General features: G+C 34.3%; 14 protein-coding genes. 3 read left to right on the top strand and 11 right to left on the bottom strand.

The window, feature by feature from the left end:
- Window positions 1–4 precede the first annotated feature (4 nt).
- The 3 genes from FNE73_RS04465 to FNE73_RS04455 are packed head-to-tail and all read right to left on the bottom strand — an operon-like array spanning window position 5 to window position 2,708.
- Window positions 5–1,957: a M56 family metallopeptidase gene (locus FNE73_RS04465; RefSeq protein WP_143883561.1), complete on the bottom strand. Its 1,953-nt coding sequence runs from the start codon at window positions 1,955–1,957 to the stop codon at window positions 5–7.
- A gap of 2 nt (window positions 1,958–1,959) precedes the next feature.
- Complete coding sequence (locus FNE73_RS04460; RefSeq protein ID WP_143883560.1) at window positions 1,960–2,325, bottom strand: BlaI/MecI/CopY family transcriptional regulator; 366 nt, start codon at window positions 2,323–2,325, stop codon at window positions 1,960–1,962.
- Between the two features lie 26 nt (window positions 2,326–2,351).
- The gene (locus tag FNE73_RS04455) at window positions 2,352–2,708 is read right to left on the bottom strand and encodes a hypothetical protein (protein WP_143883559.1); all 357 of its coding nucleotides are present in this window, start codon (window positions 2,706–2,708) and stop codon (window positions 2,352–2,354) included.
- 325 nt (window positions 2,709–3,033) lie between these two features.
- On the opposite strand from FNE73_RS04455, the gene FNE73_RS04450 reads away from it, so the two are divergent.
- Window positions 3,034–3,603: a hypothetical protein gene (locus FNE73_RS04450; protein WP_143883558.1), complete on the top strand. Its 570-nt coding sequence runs from the start codon at window positions 3,034–3,036 to the stop codon at window positions 3,601–3,603.
- 123 nt (window positions 3,604–3,726) lie between these two features.
- Here FNE73_RS04450 and gcvP read toward each other — a convergent pair whose 3' ends face one another.
- The 8 genes from gcvP to gyrB form a co-directional block, all read right to left on the bottom strand.
- Complete coding sequence (gene gcvP, locus FNE73_RS04445) at window positions 3,727–6,585, bottom strand: aminomethyl-transferring glycine dehydrogenase (RefSeq protein WP_143883557.1); 2,859 nt, start codon at window positions 6,583–6,585, stop codon at window positions 3,727–3,729.
- Between the two features lie 387 nt (window positions 6,586–6,972).
- Entirely contained in the window at window positions 6,973–7,620 is a 648-nt protein-coding gene (locus tag FNE73_RS04440) for a J domain-containing protein (protein ID WP_143883556.1), read from the bottom strand.
- A 132-nt stretch (window positions 7,621–7,752) separates the two neighbouring features.
- A complete protein-coding gene (locus tag FNE73_RS04435) occupies window positions 7,753–8,022 on the bottom strand; it encodes a hypothetical protein (RefSeq protein WP_143883555.1) in 270 nt (89 codons plus the stop codon).
- Window positions 8,023–8,101: 79 nt separating this feature from the next.
- The gene (locus FNE73_RS04430) at window positions 8,102–8,449 is read right to left on the bottom strand and encodes a hypothetical protein (protein WP_143883554.1); all 348 of its coding nucleotides are present in this window, start codon (window positions 8,447–8,449) and stop codon (window positions 8,102–8,104) included.
- 8 nt (window positions 8,450–8,457) lie between these two features.
- Window positions 8,458–9,012 (bottom strand): RNA polymerase sigma factor, encoded by a 555-nt coding sequence (locus tag FNE73_RS04425; protein ID WP_228429868.1) that lies wholly within the window; start codon window positions 9,010–9,012, stop codon window positions 8,458–8,460.
- A gap of 240 nt (window positions 9,013–9,252) precedes the next feature.
- Window positions 9,253–11,187: a transglutaminase-like domain-containing protein gene (locus FNE73_RS04420; protein WP_143883552.1), complete on the bottom strand. Its 1,935-nt coding sequence runs from the start codon at window positions 11,185–11,187 to the stop codon at window positions 9,253–9,255.
- 44 nt (window positions 11,188–11,231) lie between these two features.
- Window positions 11,232–13,124 carry a DUF3857 domain-containing protein gene (locus tag FNE73_RS04415; RefSeq protein WP_143883551.1) on the bottom strand — a complete coding sequence of 631 codons (1,893 nt, stop codon included), beginning with the start codon at window positions 13,122–13,124 and terminating at the stop codon, window positions 11,232–11,234.
- A gap of 132 nt (window positions 13,125–13,256) precedes the next feature.
- Window positions 13,257–15,191 (bottom strand): DNA topoisomerase (ATP-hydrolyzing) subunit B, encoded by a 1,935-nt coding sequence (gene gyrB / locus FNE73_RS04410; RefSeq protein WP_143883550.1) that lies wholly within the window; start codon window positions 15,189–15,191, stop codon window positions 13,257–13,259.
- Window positions 15,192–15,444: 253 nt separating this feature from the next.
- Between gyrB and FNE73_RS04405 the strand changes: the two genes are divergently transcribed.
- Both FNE73_RS04405 and FNE73_RS04400 read left to right on the top strand, forming a co-directional pair.
- Window positions 15,445–16,788 carry a cytochrome ubiquinol oxidase subunit I gene (locus FNE73_RS04405; RefSeq protein ID WP_143883549.1) on the top strand — a complete coding sequence of 448 codons (1,344 nt, stop codon included), beginning with the start codon at window positions 15,445–15,447 and terminating at the stop codon, window positions 16,786–16,788.
- Complete coding sequence (locus FNE73_RS04400; protein ID WP_143883548.1) at window positions 16,785–17,795, top strand: cytochrome d ubiquinol oxidase subunit II; 1,011 nt, start codon at window positions 16,785–16,787, stop codon at window positions 17,793–17,795. Before FNE73_RS04405 ends, FNE73_RS04400 begins: the two co-directional genes overlap by 4 nt.
- Window positions 17,796–17,821 lie beyond the last annotated feature (26 nt).

Genomic DNA, 17,821 nt, shown 5'->3' with positions numbered 1-17,821 from the left:
AAAGTTATTTTGTTTCTATACGAATTTCATTTTTTCTATCACCATTATTGTTCGATTTATTAATATTAATTTTTGAAATCTCTTTAGGACTTAAAGCGTCTACTTCATTTCTTGTAGCAATTTTTCCGTTGATATAGATTATGGCATCATCTTCAAAATTAGATTTGAGAATGGTTGCTCTCTCTATCTCCTTATATTTTTTTGCAGCGGCGAGTAGTTTAGTATTATCATTCTCAAAATTTATAGAATAATTTGACTTCACTATATTTTTAGGCGCATGAGCATCAACAGAAAGCATCCATGGGTTTCCCTGCAATTCTCTTTGCTGCTTTCTTATTTCCTGGAGTTTTTTCTCAGCTTCTGCTCTTTCTTTAGTCAATTTCTCAAGTTTTCTTTTTTCTTTTTTGGTAAGCTCTTTTTTAGAAAAGCTGTTTGTGCCGTCAAAAAGATTAAATCCGTTGGAAATTTTTCTTAATTCTTCAACATTGGGAGACAGATCCTTCCCGTTTATATAAACTTTATTTATACGATCAAATTTCTCTTTGAATTCAGGTGAATTAAATTTTGATTTTATTGCTTTGATTTTATCTTCGCTTAAACCTAAATCTTTAAACTCTTTAGAATCAAACAATTTATCAAAGTCGATACTTTCTCCATTTACACTTATTTTATAATTATCTCCATCTGGAAAAACTCTTTTAAAACTCAGATCTTTAAGAATAACTTTTGCATCTTTTTCTGCCAGTATTTTATCTCTTCTGCTAAGTAAATCTTCAAAATCTGCAGAAAACTGTTTGTCGCGGGCAATTTTATCCATTTCACCAGAAAGCTGTTTTAATTCTTTAGCTTTCAATTCAAATTCATAACTTTTATCGCCTTTTTCTTTGGCAATTTTCTGAAGTTCAGATGCTTTCTCCTTTGATTTTTCACTTAATGTTTTCAGCTTTTCGGACTGAACTTTCAGCTTTTCACTGGCTTTTAAAATTTTTTCCTGCTGCAGTTTTACGATCTGATCAATTTCATTTTTGGGAGACAGCGTATCTTTCTTAATCTCTGCAACTGCTTTATCAATTTCAGTATTGGTTTCCTTAATTTCTTTATTTTTAGCATTTACCATATAGGCAAAAGCAACGGTAAATAGCACTGGTAAGGCAAAAATCCTTCGCGCATACCCGAATTTTGTTTTAGGTTTCTGTAACATTTTAAGTCTTTTTTTGAGGTTTGAACTAAGAAACGGACTTGTTGCAGGCAACTGTGTTCCGGAAAAGTGACTTGCCAAAAGCATCTGCGCAAATGCTTTAGTGTCCGATTGTTTTACGGCTTTTTTATCAGCCAGATATTCATGGATAAGGTTAATTTCTTTTTTGATGATGTGAAAAAACGGGTTGAACCAAAATACAGAAGTAATGATTTCCACAATAATTTTATCAACAGAATGTTTCTGCTCAATATGTACCATTTCGTGCTTCAGAATCTGTTTTCCTATATCAGAATTCAGCATAATGGTATTTTTCCAAAAAAGATTTTTGAAGTAAGAAAAAGGAGCTTCCGAAAGATCGGTCTGATAAAAGTTTACCCCTTCAAAGCTTTCCTTTTTAAACTGGGATTTCAGCTGTCGGATTCTGAAAATTCCGTAGAGAAATTTTGCTAAAAAATAGAGAGAAACCACTCCCAGAGCTGAAAAAATAATTGTAAGATAAATGTAGTCATTGTTTATAGTTTTTTCCTGGTTTATATTTTGAAACTGACTGATCAGCAAAAACAGATTATTGCTCACCTCAATGGTAAAATCTTCTACTTTTATTAAAGGCAGTAAAATGGAGATTACCATTGCCGATAAAAGATAAAACCTGTTGTAATGATGAAATGTTCTGTCTTTTAAAGACAACTGATAATACAGAAACATTACACCGGAACACAGAATTACTTTACCTAAATAAAAAAAGAAAGTTTCCATCGTTAATCTTTGTTTTTAAGTTCATTAAGCAGCATCTCCAGATCTTCAACACTCATTTCGTTTTTCTCAACCAAAAAAGAAACGGCACTTTTATAAGATCCTTTGAAATAATTTTTCACAAGATTTTTCATAGTTTTACCCGAATACTGCTCTTTTGTAATCAAAGGGAAATACCGGTGCTGTCTTCCAAAAACTTCATAATCTACAAATTCTTTGTCTTTCAGTACTTTCAGGATCGTAGAAACCGTATTTGTATGAGGCTTTGGCTCTGGGTACAAATCCAAAACATCTTTCAGAAAACCTTTTTGTATTTTCCATAAAAACTGCATTACCTGTTCTTCTGCTTTTGTTAAAGTCTGGATTTTCATTATTTTAATTAAATTATATTAAATGATTATTTGATTCGCACGAAAATCTGCGGTTCTCTGTTCTCAAGTACGTTGGTAAAAATTAAGGAATCTTTTGATAACTTGATTAGTTTAAAAACTTTTTCTTTTCCCAACATTGAAATTTTCAAAATACCTTTTGATCTGCCAATGCTGTAAGGACCTTCCATTCCTGCAATGAGATGATCTGTATTTCCTTTTCTCATTTCGAAAGAAGCTGTGCTGTCTGCCCTGAAAATAAATACTCCCGTATCTTTTGTATTGGCAATAGATTTCTGACTCCATGAGCCCAAAAGATTTTTATATTCAAAATTAGTGTCAGCATTCAATCCAAAATATAAAGCTAAAATTGTTAAATATTTCATGATGGTTAAAGTTTTTAATTATTGTAATATTTTATTCTTTCAAATTATTATCACTAATCAATTAGTTATACAAATGTAGAAATTATTTTAATCCATACAACTATTTTTATAGTTATAAATTGTTAAAATTACATATTTTGCTGATTATCAAATAATTAAATTAAAGGTAATATCTGATTTTAAGGCTAATCTAATTTCAAGTTAATATAAAAACACACACTTTTAGGCAAAATCCTTAAAATTTGTTAAATTATATTAAATAAAATCAAAATGAATACGGCTAAAATGAGAAAATATATTTATTTTAGTGCTTTAAAAATTACTCATGAAAAGATATTCGCTATTTTCTGTATTATTACTATTATTTTTTAATGTGGTTTCAGCACAGTCATCCTCAGTTTTTGGATCTGTAACTGAAGCAAAATCAAAAATTGAAAACACCGTTCCTGTCGTATTGGAACATCTTAAAAAAATAAGTGAAGCGCAAGGTGATAGTTCTATTTATACGAATGGTAAAGCTGCTTTGAAAAAAGAATATGAAACTGTTGCTTTGGAATTTGACCTTTACAGAGGCAATATGGCGAGCTGCATTGTCAACAAGCCAAAAAAATCTACAAAGTGCATGAATTATCATACTTTGTATTTCAGAAATACTTTAGGTAACTATAATAACTACGTAAATTATATTACAAAGAAAAATGGCTATCTGGGAGTAGAAGACGAATCTGTAAAGCTGGATTTTAAGCCGACAGAAATTGCTACCAAAGTTGATACCGACTTTCTTGCAGCTTCTAAAGCAATGAAAAAACTGAAAGGCAACAGCAAATCTTCTTATTTTGAGCAGGTAAAATCTGATGATCTTAAACTGGCTCCTTTCGATACTTTGGTTAAATAAAAAAATAATTTTTATTAATTATAAAGTCCGGTTTTTCCCGGATTTTTTTAGCATTAAATCTAAAAAATAAACCCTGAAAATATTGATTTTCAGGGTTCAATTTATTAATTATCTGCAATCTGATTACATATAAGCTTCAATAGGCTCACAGGTACAAACCAGGTTTCTGTCGCCATACGCTTCATCTACTCTGGAAACTGAAGCAAAGAATTTGTGATCTCTTACCCAATCTAGAGGATAAGCTGCCTTTTCTCTGCTATATGGTTTGTCCCAAGAATCTGAAACAACGATCTGCTCTGTATGAGGTGCATTTTTCAATACATTGTTTGAAGGATCTGCTTCTCCGTTAGCAATCTCATCAATTTCATGCTTAATAGCAATCAGAGCTTCTGCAAAACGGTCTATTTCTGCCTTGCCTTCAGACTCAGTAGGCTCAATCATCAATGTTCCTGCAACAGGGAAAGAAACTGTAGGAGCATGGAAACCATAATCCATCAATCTTTTCGCTACATCTGCAACTTCAACTCCTAAAGATTTAAACTGTCTGAAATCTACGATACATTCATGAGCTACTCTTCCGTTTTCGTTAGAATATAAAATAGGGAAATGTTCAGCCAAAATTTCTTTCAGATAATTAGCATTAAGAATTGCATGTTCGGTTGACTTTTTCAAGCCAACAGTTCCCAACATTTTGATGTAAGCGTAAGAAATATTCAAAATCAGACCAGATCCGTAAGGCGCTGCTGAAATTCCGTCAATAGCATCTTTAGATCCTACATTGATATTAGCATTGGTTGGCAGGAATGGAACTAAATGTTTCGCAACACAGATCGGACCCACTCCAGGACCTCCTCCACCGTGAGGAATGGCAAAAGTTTTGTGCAGATTCAGGTGACAAACATCCGCTCCAATATTTCCCGGACTTGTGTAACCAACCTGAGCATTCATGTTGGCTCCGTCCATATACACTTGTCCGCCATGTTCGTGAATCAAACCTGTAATATCCTTAATATTGGCATCAAAGAAACCATAAGTAGAAGGATAAGTGATCATTACACAAGATAAATTAGCAGAATGCTGCTCTGTTTTAGCTTTCAAATCTTCAAAATCAATTTCACCACTTTCAAGATTCTTAACAACTACGATTTTCATTCCTGCCATTGCAGCAGACGCAGGATTGGTTCCGTGCGCTGACTGAGGAATCAAAACTACATTTCTGTGACCTTCACCTCTTGAGATATGATATTGTCTGATCACCATCAAACCTGCATATTCACCCTGAGCTCCTGAATTTGGCTGTAAAGAAGTTCCTGCAAAACCTGTAATTTCTGCAAGATCTTTTTCCAGCTCATGGATCATTTCCTGATATCCTTTCGCCTGCTCTACCGGCACAAAAGGATGCACACTTCCCCAGTTATCCCAAGAAAGAGGCAGCATCTGAGTAGCCGCATTTAGTTTCATGGTACAAGATCCTAAAGAAATCATAGAATGCGTTAAAGACAAGTCTTTTCTTTCGAGACGCTTGATGTAACGCATCAATTCTGTTTCCGTGTGATATTTATTGAATACTTCTTCCGTAAGAATTTCGTCTTTTCTCAGAATATCCGAAGGAATGCTGTATTCTTCTTTAAGTTCTAATTTAAAAGCCTGTTTATCCTTAAAACTAGCAAAAGAAGTCATCAGATAATTAAGCTTTTCAATGGTTGTACTTTCATTGATGGCAATACTTACCACTCCTTCAGTGAAATAATTAAGATTGATTTTATGATCTTTCATCATTCTCATCAGTCTTGCTTTATCATCTTCACTCATCAGGATTTTTACAGTATCGAAAATCGGCTCTTCGACAGTATGATAGCCTAAAGTTTTCAAACCATTATTCAAAGCATTTGCTTTAAAATGAATCTGGTCTGCAATATAGTTTAAACCTTTTGGTCCGTGATATACAGCGTACATTCCCGCCATTACAGCCAGAAGTACCTGGGCTGTACAGATATTAGATGTAGCTCTTTCTCTTTTAATGTGCTGTTCTCTGGTCTGCAATGCCATTCTCAACGCACGTTTTCCGTAAGCATCCTGAGAAACTCCGATGATTCTTCCCGGAATATCTCTTTTATAATCTTCTTTGCAGGCAAAGAAAGCCGCATGAGGACCACCGTACCCCATTGGAATCCCAAATCTTTGAGTAGTTCCTACAGCACAATCTGCTCCCATAGAAGCAGGAGATTTTAATTTTACCAATGCCATCGGATCACAGGCAACCACAACCTGCAAATCCAGCTTTTTATATTCAGAAATATTTTCGGTATAATCCAGAACAATTCCGTTTTTACCCGGATACTGTAACAAAACACCATAATAAGACTCATCAAAAGAATGAGTTTGGTGATCTCCTATTACAATTTCGATTTCCAAACCTTGTGCTTTAGTTTTTAGAACAGAAACGGTTTGTGGTAATACCAGGTCAGATACAAAAAACTTATTGGCTCCTGACTTTTTCTGGTCTTTACTTCTGTTGTTGAAAAACATATGCATTGCTTCTGCAGCAGCTGTAGATTCATCCAGCAATGAAGCATTTGCCAAAGCAAAACCCGTAAGATCACACACAACAGTCTGGAAATTAAGAAGAGCTTCTAATCTGCCCTGTGCAATTTCTGCCTGATAAGGTGTATAAGCAGTATACCAGCTCGGATTTTCAAAGATATTTCTCTGAATAGCTGAAGGAAGAAGGGTGTTGTAATATCCGAACCCAATGTAGCTTGTAAATTCTGTATTTTTAGAAGCCAGCTCTTTAGAATGATTCAACATTTCGTATTCCGAGAGCGGTTCCGAAATTTCAAGATCCTTTTCTAAACGGATAGACGAAGGAATGGTCTGAGAAATTAATTCCTCAATATCTGAAACGCCAATTCTTTCCAACATTGCCTGCTTATCGGCTTCATTAAGGGAGATGTGACGGCTCACAAACTGTTCTGTATTCATTTTTTATATTAGATTTTGATTGTAAAAAAGGTTCGTAAAATTACGCTTTTTCCGATGACTATACAATAGAGAATCATACAATCAAAATAGATTATGAATACGGAAATGATAGATGAATGTTTAGTTAACAATCAGATCATTACAGTTAAATTTCGTCAATAGCTCTTATAGATTTATCATGGTGAAAAATCAGTAAAAAAAATTAATTATATTTATTCTAAATTAATATATTTGTCACATGAATGCAATTATTCCTTTTAAAGTTCCGACTCTGACTCCGGCATTGTCATCCGGAAACGAAGAGATGTTTTGTGAAAAAAAATCCTGCTGTAAAAAATTTAAGAAAGGCAAAAGATGCAAAAAATGCCCAGGAAGGAAAAAAATGGCTTAATTAAAGCTTTTGATGAGAAAATAAATTGCCAGCAAAAGCAAAATTACAGCCGCAATAATTCTAAAAACTTTCGGTTGACCGGATGGATTTGCAGCAGTTTTTGGCTGAGATTTGAATAAATCTTCTGCCTTATCTCTGAATTTCTCCCCGTCGTTTTCAAAAACTTCTGTAATGGTAATTCCCTGCACCACAGTTTTGTGCAGCAGTGAATTGGTTGCATGAAGCAGAATCTGGAATTTCCCGTCTTTAAACTCAGTAATTTTGAAAATTCTTTCACCGTAAGCTTTCTCCAGTCCGAAAGGCAAAACCTTCACCACATCTGCATTCTGAGTCTGCCAGTTGAGGATAATCTCCTCCCCTTTCTTAGCATGAATTTTATTGGCGGTAAATGTCTTAATAGAAGGCGGAATATTATACCTGAAACTTTTCTGATGATTTTCCAGATTCTGATCGTAAGTCTTTCTTTTATCTCTGTCATTCAGCGTCTCATAAGCTTCCTGAATTTCACGAAAACGGTCTGCAAAAAAAACATCGTTTTCATTTTTATCAGGATGATATTTTAGTGAAAGTTTTCTGTATGATTTTTTGATGTCTTCTTCTGAAGCATCATGAGAAATCCCGAGAAAATAATAGTAATCTTTCATTGAATCCTACAAAAATAAGGAATTTCATTTTTATGTAAGCATATTTGAATATGGTAATTTTTATAAAAATTCGCCCCGAAAGCTCAGCTTTTCGGGGCGAAATCAACAATTTCAATTTAGTTATTAAAAAAATTATGCTTCAACAAAATTTTCTTTTTTAAACTCTTTCTTACAGCATTTTGAAGCAAATTCTTTTTTCAGTTTTCCTTTTAATTCCTGATAATCCTCATCATTCATCTCTCTGATTTTATCCGCAAAACCAAAAGGAGATTTTTCTTTGATTCCGTATTCTTCAAAAATACCTTTCACAATTTTTTTTCTCTGAATTGCTTTTTTAGCAATCATAGCAATACCTGCTACAGCAAGTGCTCCTAAAGCACCTTTTACTACTGAATTTTTCATTTCTTAATTTTAAATTTTACTACTTTTTTATAAAGACGAATCTGTTTTAATTTTACTTTTACTACTTCAAAAATTAAAATCACTCGTTATTTTTGTTAAAAAAACCTCCGGAACATTTTTGTCTCCAGACTTCTTTAAATTTTTCTTTTTCCTCCGGTGTCATTCCTTCCATTTTATGCTGAAGATGTTTTTCTTTCATCTGTCTCATCCCCTGTCCGAATTTCCCATGAAAACCGCCAAACAGAATTGTACTTAGTACCAAAATTCCCATTGCCTGCCAAAAACTGATTGCCTTAACACCTAAAATTTCCGGCAAAAGACAATTCCAAAGCAACATGACGATCCATGAAATCAACAAGAAAATAATCGGAGGACATAAAATAATGCAGAACCACCAACCTTTTCGATATTTATTTTTATTTTTCATTTTCAGTTTTAATTGTTTAAATCTTCGTATAATTTTCTCAATCGGTTTCTTAGATGCTTTACCGCATAGTTTTTTCTGCTGATAATTGTTTTAATATTTTCACCCTGCTCATCTGCAATCTGCTGTAAAGTTTTATCATTAAGCTCGTTTTCTGTATAAACCAGCCTTTGTTTTTCGGGAAGCTCATCCAGCGCCTCAAAAAGTTTTTTCCAGATTTCATCCTGAAACATCTTGATTTCCGGACCGGCACTTTCATCCATCAGCAGAATATCTTTAATAGAAAATTCACCGTTTTCATCTTCATAAACAAAGTCTTCCAGATTTTCTGTTTTTTTCTTCCTGTATTTGTCGGTAATCTTATTTGCCGTTACTCTATAGAGCCATCCACCAACATTCACAATTTCAGAAAGGTTGGTAAGACTGCTGAACTGATACCAGACTTCCTGCAGAATATCTTCTGCATCTTCGGTATTTTTTACTTTAGGACGGATGAAAGACATCAGTTTACCTCCGTAACTAGATACAGTCTGAGAAATGATGCTTTCTTTTTCCTTTTGCGGCATTGATATTTTTTCGACAACCTCCATATTGCTATGACGATTGTAGTTTTTGTTTTACTTTATTAAAATTAAAATATTTTTGATAATTCTCAATCTAAGATGTTATAAAGTTCTTAAGATAAAATATTTCAAATTATTCACGAATCTGATCTGAGATTTTTTACATAAAAAAACACCAAAGATATCTTTAGTGTTTTAATATACAGCAAATCTAAACAGTTTTTCACATATAACATGAAATTATTAATTTTTGATCAAACTCATTACCTGACTTTCAGATTCTGAAATAACTTTCCAGATTTGCTTGAATGCGGGATAATATTCTTTAGGATAATCTGCACTTGCAATCTTCACTTCTGATGTTACAAAAATTTTGTTGTCTTTATTTTCTACAATATAAGAGTAGGAAATTTCTTTATCATCTGTTGTAATCTTTTTGCTTTTCGGAAGATCTGAAACGGTATAACCTTCAGGAATTTCTATCTCAACTTTTTTCACTCTTACAAAAGGCGACACAAAGTTGATCATATATTTTCTTTCTTCGGTTTCATTAAAATCTGTTCCAGACTGATTAAGAAACAAAAGAGGATTGAAAATTCTCTTTTTTCCAACATTATCAATAAGGTTTTGAGAACTGAAGCTCATTTTAGACTCAAAGTCTCCATTAGCCAGAACAGTTGAAGTAATATCGGTAAAATCCTGTGAAAAGTTCTCTTTGTATTGCTTTTTATATTTATCAGGATTTTCGTCGTAGCTTTCTTTAGCATTCAATGCCAAAAGTCCGGCGTCACGGTCAAAATATCTTCCGGATATTGAGCCATCTTCATTGAATTTCACTTTTGCTGTAAGGTTGGCGTAACTCATTTTTGCATTAAACATACTAATCACCTCTGCCTTATCATCTTTTATAAGAAGTCCATTATTATTCCACACTCTTGAAGGTAAAAGATTTGCCTGAGATTGTTTTGAAGTAGCATCAAAAAGATAAAATTTACCATCAATTTCTGCTCCTGCAATTACATAATTAAAGTTACCCAAATTAGGAAAACCCAGATTCAGCGCTCCGTTTTTAACCGTGGAAATTAAAATCGGACTAGAGCTGATTCCTGCACTTCTGAACATTGAAATCAATAAAAGATTAAGATCGGCTGTGTTTCCTGTCTTTGTTTTGAGAACCTCTCTGATTCCGTTTTCTGCATAAAAACCGTTGTTGTAATTCCATGTATAATTTGCTTTTACATGATCTAAAATTTTGTTGGCACGGTTGAGTTCGTTTTTCTCATCCATTATTCCTGCGGGCATCACGTCTTTTACCAAACGGTCTTTCTTATACTGCGAGCCAAAATCTTCGTGATCCCATAATTTTTTTCTGATATCTTCCCATGTTGAAGTATACATTTTTAAATTTTCTCCAAAATAAGTAGAATGCAGTTCCGCTCTGATTTTAGTTCTGTAGTTATCATTATTCTTTACATATTTTTCAGTCTTAAATCCTTTTAAATTATCGTATCCGAAACGATATGTTTTATGCTGTGAACCGTACAGAACGTCTTCTTTCATAACCTTATATTTAGGCATTAAACTTCCTGTAAAATCTACACTGTAAGAAACCTGAATCGGAGTATCAAAAACATATTCTGTATAAACCGAAGGTATATCCAACTCAATGTAAGTCAGCGGAATTTCATAAGTGAATGGAGAAGAAACTTCATACTGATATTCTATTACAGATCCGTTTTTGATATTAGGAAATGCATATTTATTGACAGTATAATATTTATTTTCTTTAGATTTAAATTTAGAGCTCTTCTCAACTTTCGTTTCGGTGACTTTATCTCCTTCCAGGTTATAAACAACCGCTTTGATATTATCTAAAACTTCTCTGTCACCGGAATTATTATCATATAAAGGAATTTCCAGATTGTGCCATTCTTCAGATTTATCTTTTTCATAAATCTTAATCCTGTAAACATTTTTCTTTTTTAGATATCCGTTGTTATTATCAATCCTGTAATGTACTGAGCGGTAAAGCAATTCGGCAGGAGCTTTAGGATCAACAGCCGATTTTTCTTTGGTCAAATCTTCTTTATTAAATTTAGGCATCTTCAAAAACTGCTGATTTTGTGCAGATAAAGTAATGCTCATAGAAAAGAAGAAAACTTTAATAAAACCTTTCATGTATAATTTGTTATCGTAGTTAATTGTTTTAATATTGTATCTGATTAAGATTTTTTAGAAATAAGAATTTTTGCATTATCTGCATTCAGAACTTTTTTTCTGAAATTGATGTAATCGTTATATTTTTCTTTCGAATAAAGCCCTTTTTTCATTTCAAATATCCTTTTTACAATCAGCTTATCATCTTTCTTTTCAAAAGAAATTTTATAATTTCCAAAATCGGAAGTGATGTTTCCGTTGTCAGGAATTTCTTCGATAATGTAGTCTTTCGGAACTTCGTAAATGATTTCATATTCATCCTGATACGCAAATCTGTTTTCAAACGGAAGATTTCTGTTTTCATCTTTATGAAAAGCAGCATTGGCGTAAATAGGAACAGCACGGAAAATATAGCTGGAACCCACCATTTTAGAATAATTGACTGCTTTAAAATTCAGATCAAAATCAATAGTTGCAAGATCTCTGTTGTTTTTGAAATTAGACATTTCAACATTTTCCAAATGCAGTGTAGAAATGGCATTTTTTACTGCATTATTTTTATCCTGCTGTCCCAGAGAAGCATACGAGAGATTAAAATCATACTGATTTCCTGTATAGGAAAATTTTCCGTTTCCTGAAATGGTTTTATCAGGATTGATCTTGATGTTTAAAATCTGTTTTTCTTTATTTTGTTCAGAACTATAACTTGGGGTTTCAAGAATCTCAATTCCCGTAGGCTTTACGGCTAAAGCATTTCTGTCGGTGGTACTGTAGCTTAAATGATTATACGCAATTTCCTGAGAAGTATTTTCCAGCCAGATATTTCCTTTTTCGGTAGGAATTACAAGGATGACATGATTGCCTCCCATTTTTGGAAACTCTGTATCGAAGCTTATCGGCGATGAGTTAGAATTAATAATTGCGTAGTAAGATTTTATCCCGGCTTCATCCAAAAGCGTTTTCATATAATTGGTAAGACCTTTACAGTCGCCATATCCTTTTCTTTGAACCTCATCCGGCATCATCGGCTGCCAACCTCCAATTCCCAATGCAACGAAAACATATCGTGTTTTACTTTGCATATACTGGTAGATTTTTTTTACTTTTTCTTCTGTAGATCCCGATAAATTAAGCGCAGCAATTTCAGATTTAATCTGTGGCGTGGAAACCGAAACCGGAGTTAATAGATTATTGTAATACCAAAGTCCAAAATCTTTCCAAGTTGTAATATTCCCTTTTTTCCCTACAAGACTGAACTGATCCAGCGAAAAACTTACTTTAGGCAATATTTTCTGAGGATTGGGAACCATATCTTCATTGTCAATAGCAGGAATATTCTGATAGCTGTAAATTTTAGCCCCATTTTCATCAGATAAATTTACGGCGGCAAATTTGAAAGGAGAATCATACACTTTTGAGCGAAGATTGATTCCTGATTTGTTAATGATTTTAAAACTGCTTTTTTCCAGTGAAATATTAAAATCATGGTATGGAGTAAAGTCCGGAATAAAAACCGTATTCTGATCCTTCTGATCGTAGCTGAACTCTATTGTGTACGGAAACGATGTAGGAGTAAAAGACAAATACATCATCCTGTTATCTGAATAGAACGATCCCTGCGAATTGGCAGCTATATCGTTGAAGTCGCTTTTAGAAAAAGTTTTTACTTTGTTTCCCTTTTCATCATATAAAGTCACTTTAATATTTGAAATGGAATTCCCTTTATCATAATAAATTTTGGGAGTAGAAAATCCGACTGCATCTTTATTGATAACCGTAATTGCAGAAGAATTATGATAAACTATTTCATCAATTTTATTAATTTCAAGTACAGTACTTTCATTTCTGATTACCGCACTTGCATTTTTCTTTAAAACATCACTGATTGAAGAAACAGGATAATTTTGAGCATAGTATAATGACGCCATTGAAAGCGCCCCGAGACACCAAATTTTCATCAAGGTTAGAATTTTTCCCAAAAATAAAAAAATTCTTAAGAAAAAGTTAAATAAAATCAAATAATTAAGACTGAAAATAAAAAAGGGTTTCACAGAATTGTGAAACCTTTCAATTATTATTTTAAAAAAACGCTATGCATCAATTTTGGCATATTTAGCATTTTTTTCGATAAATTCTCTTCGTGGCGGTACCTCATCACCCATCAACATAGAAAATACATTATCAGCTTCAACTGCATTATCAATAGTCACCTGTTTCAGAATTCTGTTTTCAGGATTAAGAGTAGTTTCCCAAAGCTGTTCAGGATTCATCTCTCCAAGACCTTTATAACGCTGTACTTCTACTCCTTTTCCGTCCGGTGACATTTCCAGAGTTAATTCTTCTCGCTCTTTTTCGTTGTAAGCATAAACTTTCTTGTTTCCTTTTTTCAAAAGATAAAGAGGTGGCTGTGCAATATAAACATATCCATTTTCGATCAATTCTTTCATAAATCTGAAGAAAAATGTAAGAATCAATGTCGAGATGTGAGAACCGTCAATATCCGCATCGGTCATGATAACGATTTTATGGTATCTCAGCTTAGACATATTTAAGGCTTTGCTGTCTTCTTCAGTTCCTACGGAAACACCAAGTGCCGTGTAGATATTTTTAATCTCTTCATTATCATACACTTTGTGAAGCATAGATTTTTCAACATTCAAAATCTTACCTCTTAATGGTAAAATTGCCTGGAAATGTCTGTCACGGCCCTGTTTAGCCGTTCCACCAGCCGAATCTCCCTCTACTAAAAACAATTCGGATTCGTTCGGATCCTTTGAAGAACAGTCAGAAAGTTTCCCGGGAAGACCAGAACCTCCCATCGGAGATTTTCTCTGAACCATTTCTCTGGCTTTTTTTGCTGCCTGTCTTGCTTTAGCTGCCAAAACAACTTTCTGTACGATCTGCTTCGCTTCGTTAGGGTTTTCTTCCAAAAAGTTGGTCAGCATTTCCCCAACAATTTTATCCACCGCTCCGGAAACCTCAGAGTTCCCAAGCTTTGTTTTCGTTTGACCTTCAAACTGAGGCTCCATTACTTTTACAGAAATTACAGCCGTTAATCCCTCGCGGAAATCATCGCCGGTAATTTCTACTTTTTCTTTTTGCGGAATTCCTAAATCATCCGCATATTTTTTAAGTGTTCTCGTTAAAGCACGTCTGAAACCCGCTAAGTGAGTTCCCCCTTCATGGGTATTGATATTATTAACGTAAGAGTGAAGGTTTTCGCTGAAAGATGTGTTGTAACGCATGGCAACTTCCACAGGAATATCATCACGATCACCTTCCATGAAAATCACACTTTCCATGATTGATTCACGGTTTCCGTCAATAAACTCAACAAATTCTTTCAATCCGCCTTCAGAATGAAAAACTTCAGATCTGAAAGATCCGTCCTCAAGTGCTTCTCTTTCGTCAGTAAGCGTAATCGTAATTCCTTTATTAAGGTATGAAAGCTCTCTTAAACGAGTAGCCAGTGTATCATAATTATAAACTAATTCAGTAAAAATAGTATCATCCGGTTTGAAAAACTGCTTCGTTCCTCTGATGTCACTGTTCCCTATTTCCTCTACTTCAGTTTGTGCTTTACCTTTAGAGTAAATCTGCTGATAAACATTTCCGTCTCTGTAAACTGTAGTCACCATCTCATTGGAAAGAGCATTCACACAAGATACCCCAACTCCATGCAGACCTCCGGAAACTTTATAAGAATCTTTATCAAACTTACCACCCGCACCAATCTTGGTCATTACTACTTCAAGCGCAGATTTCTGCTCTTTTTCGTGAAAATCTACAGGAATACCACGACCGTTGTCCATCACCTCAATGGCATTTCCTTCTTTGATTTTTACGGAAATTGTATCACAGTATCCTGCTAAAGCCTCATCAATTGAGTTATCTACTACTTCATAAACCAAATGGTGAAGACCTCTGAAACCTACATCACCAATGTACATGGAAGGACGCATACGAACGTGCTCCATTCCTTCCAATGCCTGAATACTACTTGCTGTATATTGTTTTTGACTCATATTTTTAGCTAACCGCTGCCTGGTTTTTGCCTGCAGCTTCTTTAGATTATTTTTTTAATAAAAATGCTTACAAATATCGTGATTTTTTTCGAGTTGTGAAAGATAAAAAAGCATCTGTATAATCATTAATTCTATGCCTAAAGAAAATATAAAACCATTAAAGTTATAAGAAAAATACGAAAAGTTGAGAATGTTTTAAATCATACTGAAGCAAAATAATTTATGCATAACTTTATTGTGAAAAATTAATCTTATGGATGATTTTATTGCGGCAAGGGCGCAGATGGCTCTTTCTTTAGGTTTTCATATAATATTTGCCTGTGTAGGAATGGTTATGCCTTTTCTGATGGCATTTGCTCACTGGAAATACCTTAAAACAGGAAATGAGATGTATAAAGGTCTCACCAAAGCATGGAGCAAAGGTGTTGCTATTCTTTTTGCAACGGGTGCAGTTTCCGGAACAATGCTTTCTTTTGAATTAGGCTTATTGTGGCCCGGCTTTATGAAACATGCCGGTCCAATTTTCGGGATGCCTTTTTCTCTGGAAGGAACCGCATTTTTTATAGAAGCAATTGCCATCGGCTTTTTCCTTTATGGCTGGGATAAATTTAACAAATGGTTTCACTGGTTTTGTGGCTTTTTGGTAGGCTTGAGCGGTTTGGCTTCCGGAATTCTGGTTGTTGCAGCAAACGCCTGGATGAACTCTCCTACTGGTTTCGATTATATAAACGGACAGTATACTAATATTGATCCTGTAAAAGCAATGTTCAATGATGCATGGTTTTCACAGGCGCTGCATATGACGGTTGCAGCATTTTGCGCAACAGGTTTTGCAGTTGCAGGAGTGCATGCTTATTTAATTTTAAAAAAGAAAAACGTTGAATTTCATACAAAAGCATTCAGGATTGCAGCTTCTTTTGCATTGATCGGGGCTTTTGGTGCGCCGCTGAGCGGTGATGTAGCTGCGAAATCTGTTGCGGAAAGACAGCCAATAAAACTGGCAGCGATGGAAGCTCATTTTGAAACTGAAAAAGGTGCTGCTTTTGTCATTGGCGGAATTCCTGATGAAGAAAAAGGCGAAATCAATTACGCATTAAAAATTCCTAAAGTATTGAGTTTTCTGGTAAGCAGTGACTTCAATTCTGAAGTAAAAGGATTAAATGACTTTCCCAGAGACGAATGGCCGCCTGTAGCAGTTGTTCATTATGCTTTCCAGATTATGATTTTCTTTGGCGTTGTGATGATTATTATCGGCAGTATCTATTTATATGCATCATTTTTCAAAAAAGAATGGCTTACTAAAAACTGGCTCCTGAAAACTTTTTTATGGGCAACTCCTTTCGGCTATATCGCTTTAGAAGCGGGATGGACAGTAACCGAAGTCGGAAGACAGCCCTGGATTATCTACGGAATTATGAGAACCGCAGACGCAGTCACTCCAATGCCGGGAATACAGTATTCTTTCTACTTTTTTACTGCTATTTTCGTTTCGCTATCGTTAATTATTTTATTTCTTCTGAAAAGACAGATTAAAATGGTTCCGAAACTGTATGATCCTACCGATAGTGAGTTTATTTCTAAAAACAAAAAATTATGAGTTATATTGTCATTGGGTTTCTCTGGCTTTCTATATGTCTTTATATCATTTTAGGAGGGGCCGATTTCGGAGCGGGAATTGTTGAGTTTTTCAGCCGGAAAAAAGAAAGAAAATTTACCGAAAAAATAATGTATGAATCTATTGCTCCTATCTGGGAAGCCAATCATATGTGGCTGATTATTGCAATTGTCATTCTGTTTGTGGGTTTTCCTGATATTTACAGCTTCGCTTCCACCTATCTTCATATTCCTCTGGTTTTAATGCTTGTGGGAATCATTGCAAGAGGAACAGCTTTTACTTTCAGACATTATGATGCTGTAGAAGACCAATGGCAGACGGTTTATACACACATTTTTTATTTTTCGAGTCTTCTGACACCGTTTTTTTTAGGAATGATTGGTGCATCCTCCATATCAGGAACTTTGAATCCAGACGCAAACAGTTTTGTGGAATTATATATACTGAACTGGTTTAATTTTTTTGGAATCAGTGTTGGATTGTTTACAGTTGCTATTTGTTTTTATCTCGCATCTATTTTTAGTCTTCGGGAAACAAAAGCAGGCTACAATCTCAATCTGATGATAAAAAAAGCAAAACAATCGATGATTTTTGTAGTAGTAACAGGTATTTTAGTATTTATTGCAGCATATGTATCGGGAATTCCTTTACTTGAAAGAGTTTTCGGACATTGGATTGGCATTTCTGCGGTTGTTACCGCAAGTGTTTTTCTGGCGATGCTTTTTCTCTTTATTAAAACCAAAAGACTGCTTCTGGTAAGAGTTTTGGCAGGCGCGCAGATTCTGATGATTCTTGTTGCCGCAACCTATCAGCTTTATCCGGATATCATCCTTCTTCAGAATGGCAATCATTTATCTTTAACTGAAAACATTGCTCCCGAAAAAACAATTAATTTTTTAGCCTGGGCTTTGATGATTGGCTGTGTTTTTATTCTGCCGTTTTTGTTTTATCTGATGTTTTCATTTAGCAGAAGACATGCGAAAGATTAATTTTTATGATATCCATTTTAATTATA

Source organism: Chryseobacterium binzhouense, assembly GCF_007474545.1.
Classification (GTDB): domain Bacteria; phylum Bacteroidota; class Bacteroidia; order Flavobacteriales; family Weeksellaceae; genus Chryseobacterium; species Chryseobacterium binzhouense.
Note: the sequence above shows the minus strand (reverse complement) of the source record. Positions and strands in the feature narration are given on the sequence as shown.

Coding starts and splice junctions, on each gene's coding strand:
- FNE73_RS04465 (WP_143883561.1), bottom strand. CDS start 1,957: ATGGAAACTTTCTTTTTTTATTTAGGTAAAGTAATTCTGTGTTCCGGT.
- FNE73_RS04460 (WP_143883560.1), bottom strand. CDS start 2,325: ATGAAAATCCAGACTTTAACAAAAGCAGAAGAACAGGTAATGCAGTTT.
- FNE73_RS04455 (WP_143883559.1), bottom strand. CDS start 2,708: ATGAAATATTTAACAATTTTAGCTTTATATTTTGGATTGAATGCTGAC.
- FNE73_RS04450 (WP_143883558.1), top strand. CDS start 3,034: ATGAAAAGATATTCGCTATTTTCTGTATTATTACTATTATTTTTTAAT.
- gcvP (WP_143883557.1), bottom strand. CDS start 6,585: ATGAATACAGAACAGTTTGTGAGCCGTCACATCTCCCTTAATGAAGCC.
- FNE73_RS04440 (WP_143883556.1), bottom strand. CDS start 7,620: ATGAAAGATTACTATTATTTTCTCGGGATTTCTCATGATGCTTCAGAA.
- FNE73_RS04435 (WP_143883555.1), bottom strand. CDS start 8,022: ATGAAAAATTCAGTAGTAAAAGGTGCTTTAGGAGCACTTGCTGTAGCA.
- FNE73_RS04430 (WP_143883554.1), bottom strand. CDS start 8,449: ATGAAAAATAAAAATAAATATCGAAAAGGTTGGTGGTTCTGCATTATT.
- FNE73_RS04425 (WP_228429868.1), bottom strand. CDS start 9,012: ATGCCGCAAAAGGAAAAAGAAAGCATCATTTCTCAGACTGTATCTAGT.
- FNE73_RS04420 (WP_143883552.1), bottom strand. CDS start 11,187: ATGAAAGGTTTTATTAAAGTTTTCTTCTTTTCTATGAGCATTACTTTA.
- FNE73_RS04415 (WP_143883551.1), bottom strand. CDS start 13,124: ATGAAAATTTGGTGTCTCGGGGCGCTTTCAATGGCGTCATTATACTAT.
- gyrB (WP_143883550.1), bottom strand. CDS start 15,191: ATGAGTCAAAAACAATATACAGCAAGTAGTATTCAGGCATTGGAAGGA.
- FNE73_RS04405 (WP_143883549.1), top strand. CDS start 15,445: ATGGATGATTTTATTGCGGCAAGGGCGCAGATGGCTCTTTCTTTAGGT.
- FNE73_RS04400 (WP_143883548.1), top strand. CDS start 16,785: ATGAGTTATATTGTCATTGGGTTTCTCTGGCTTTCTATATGTCTTTAT.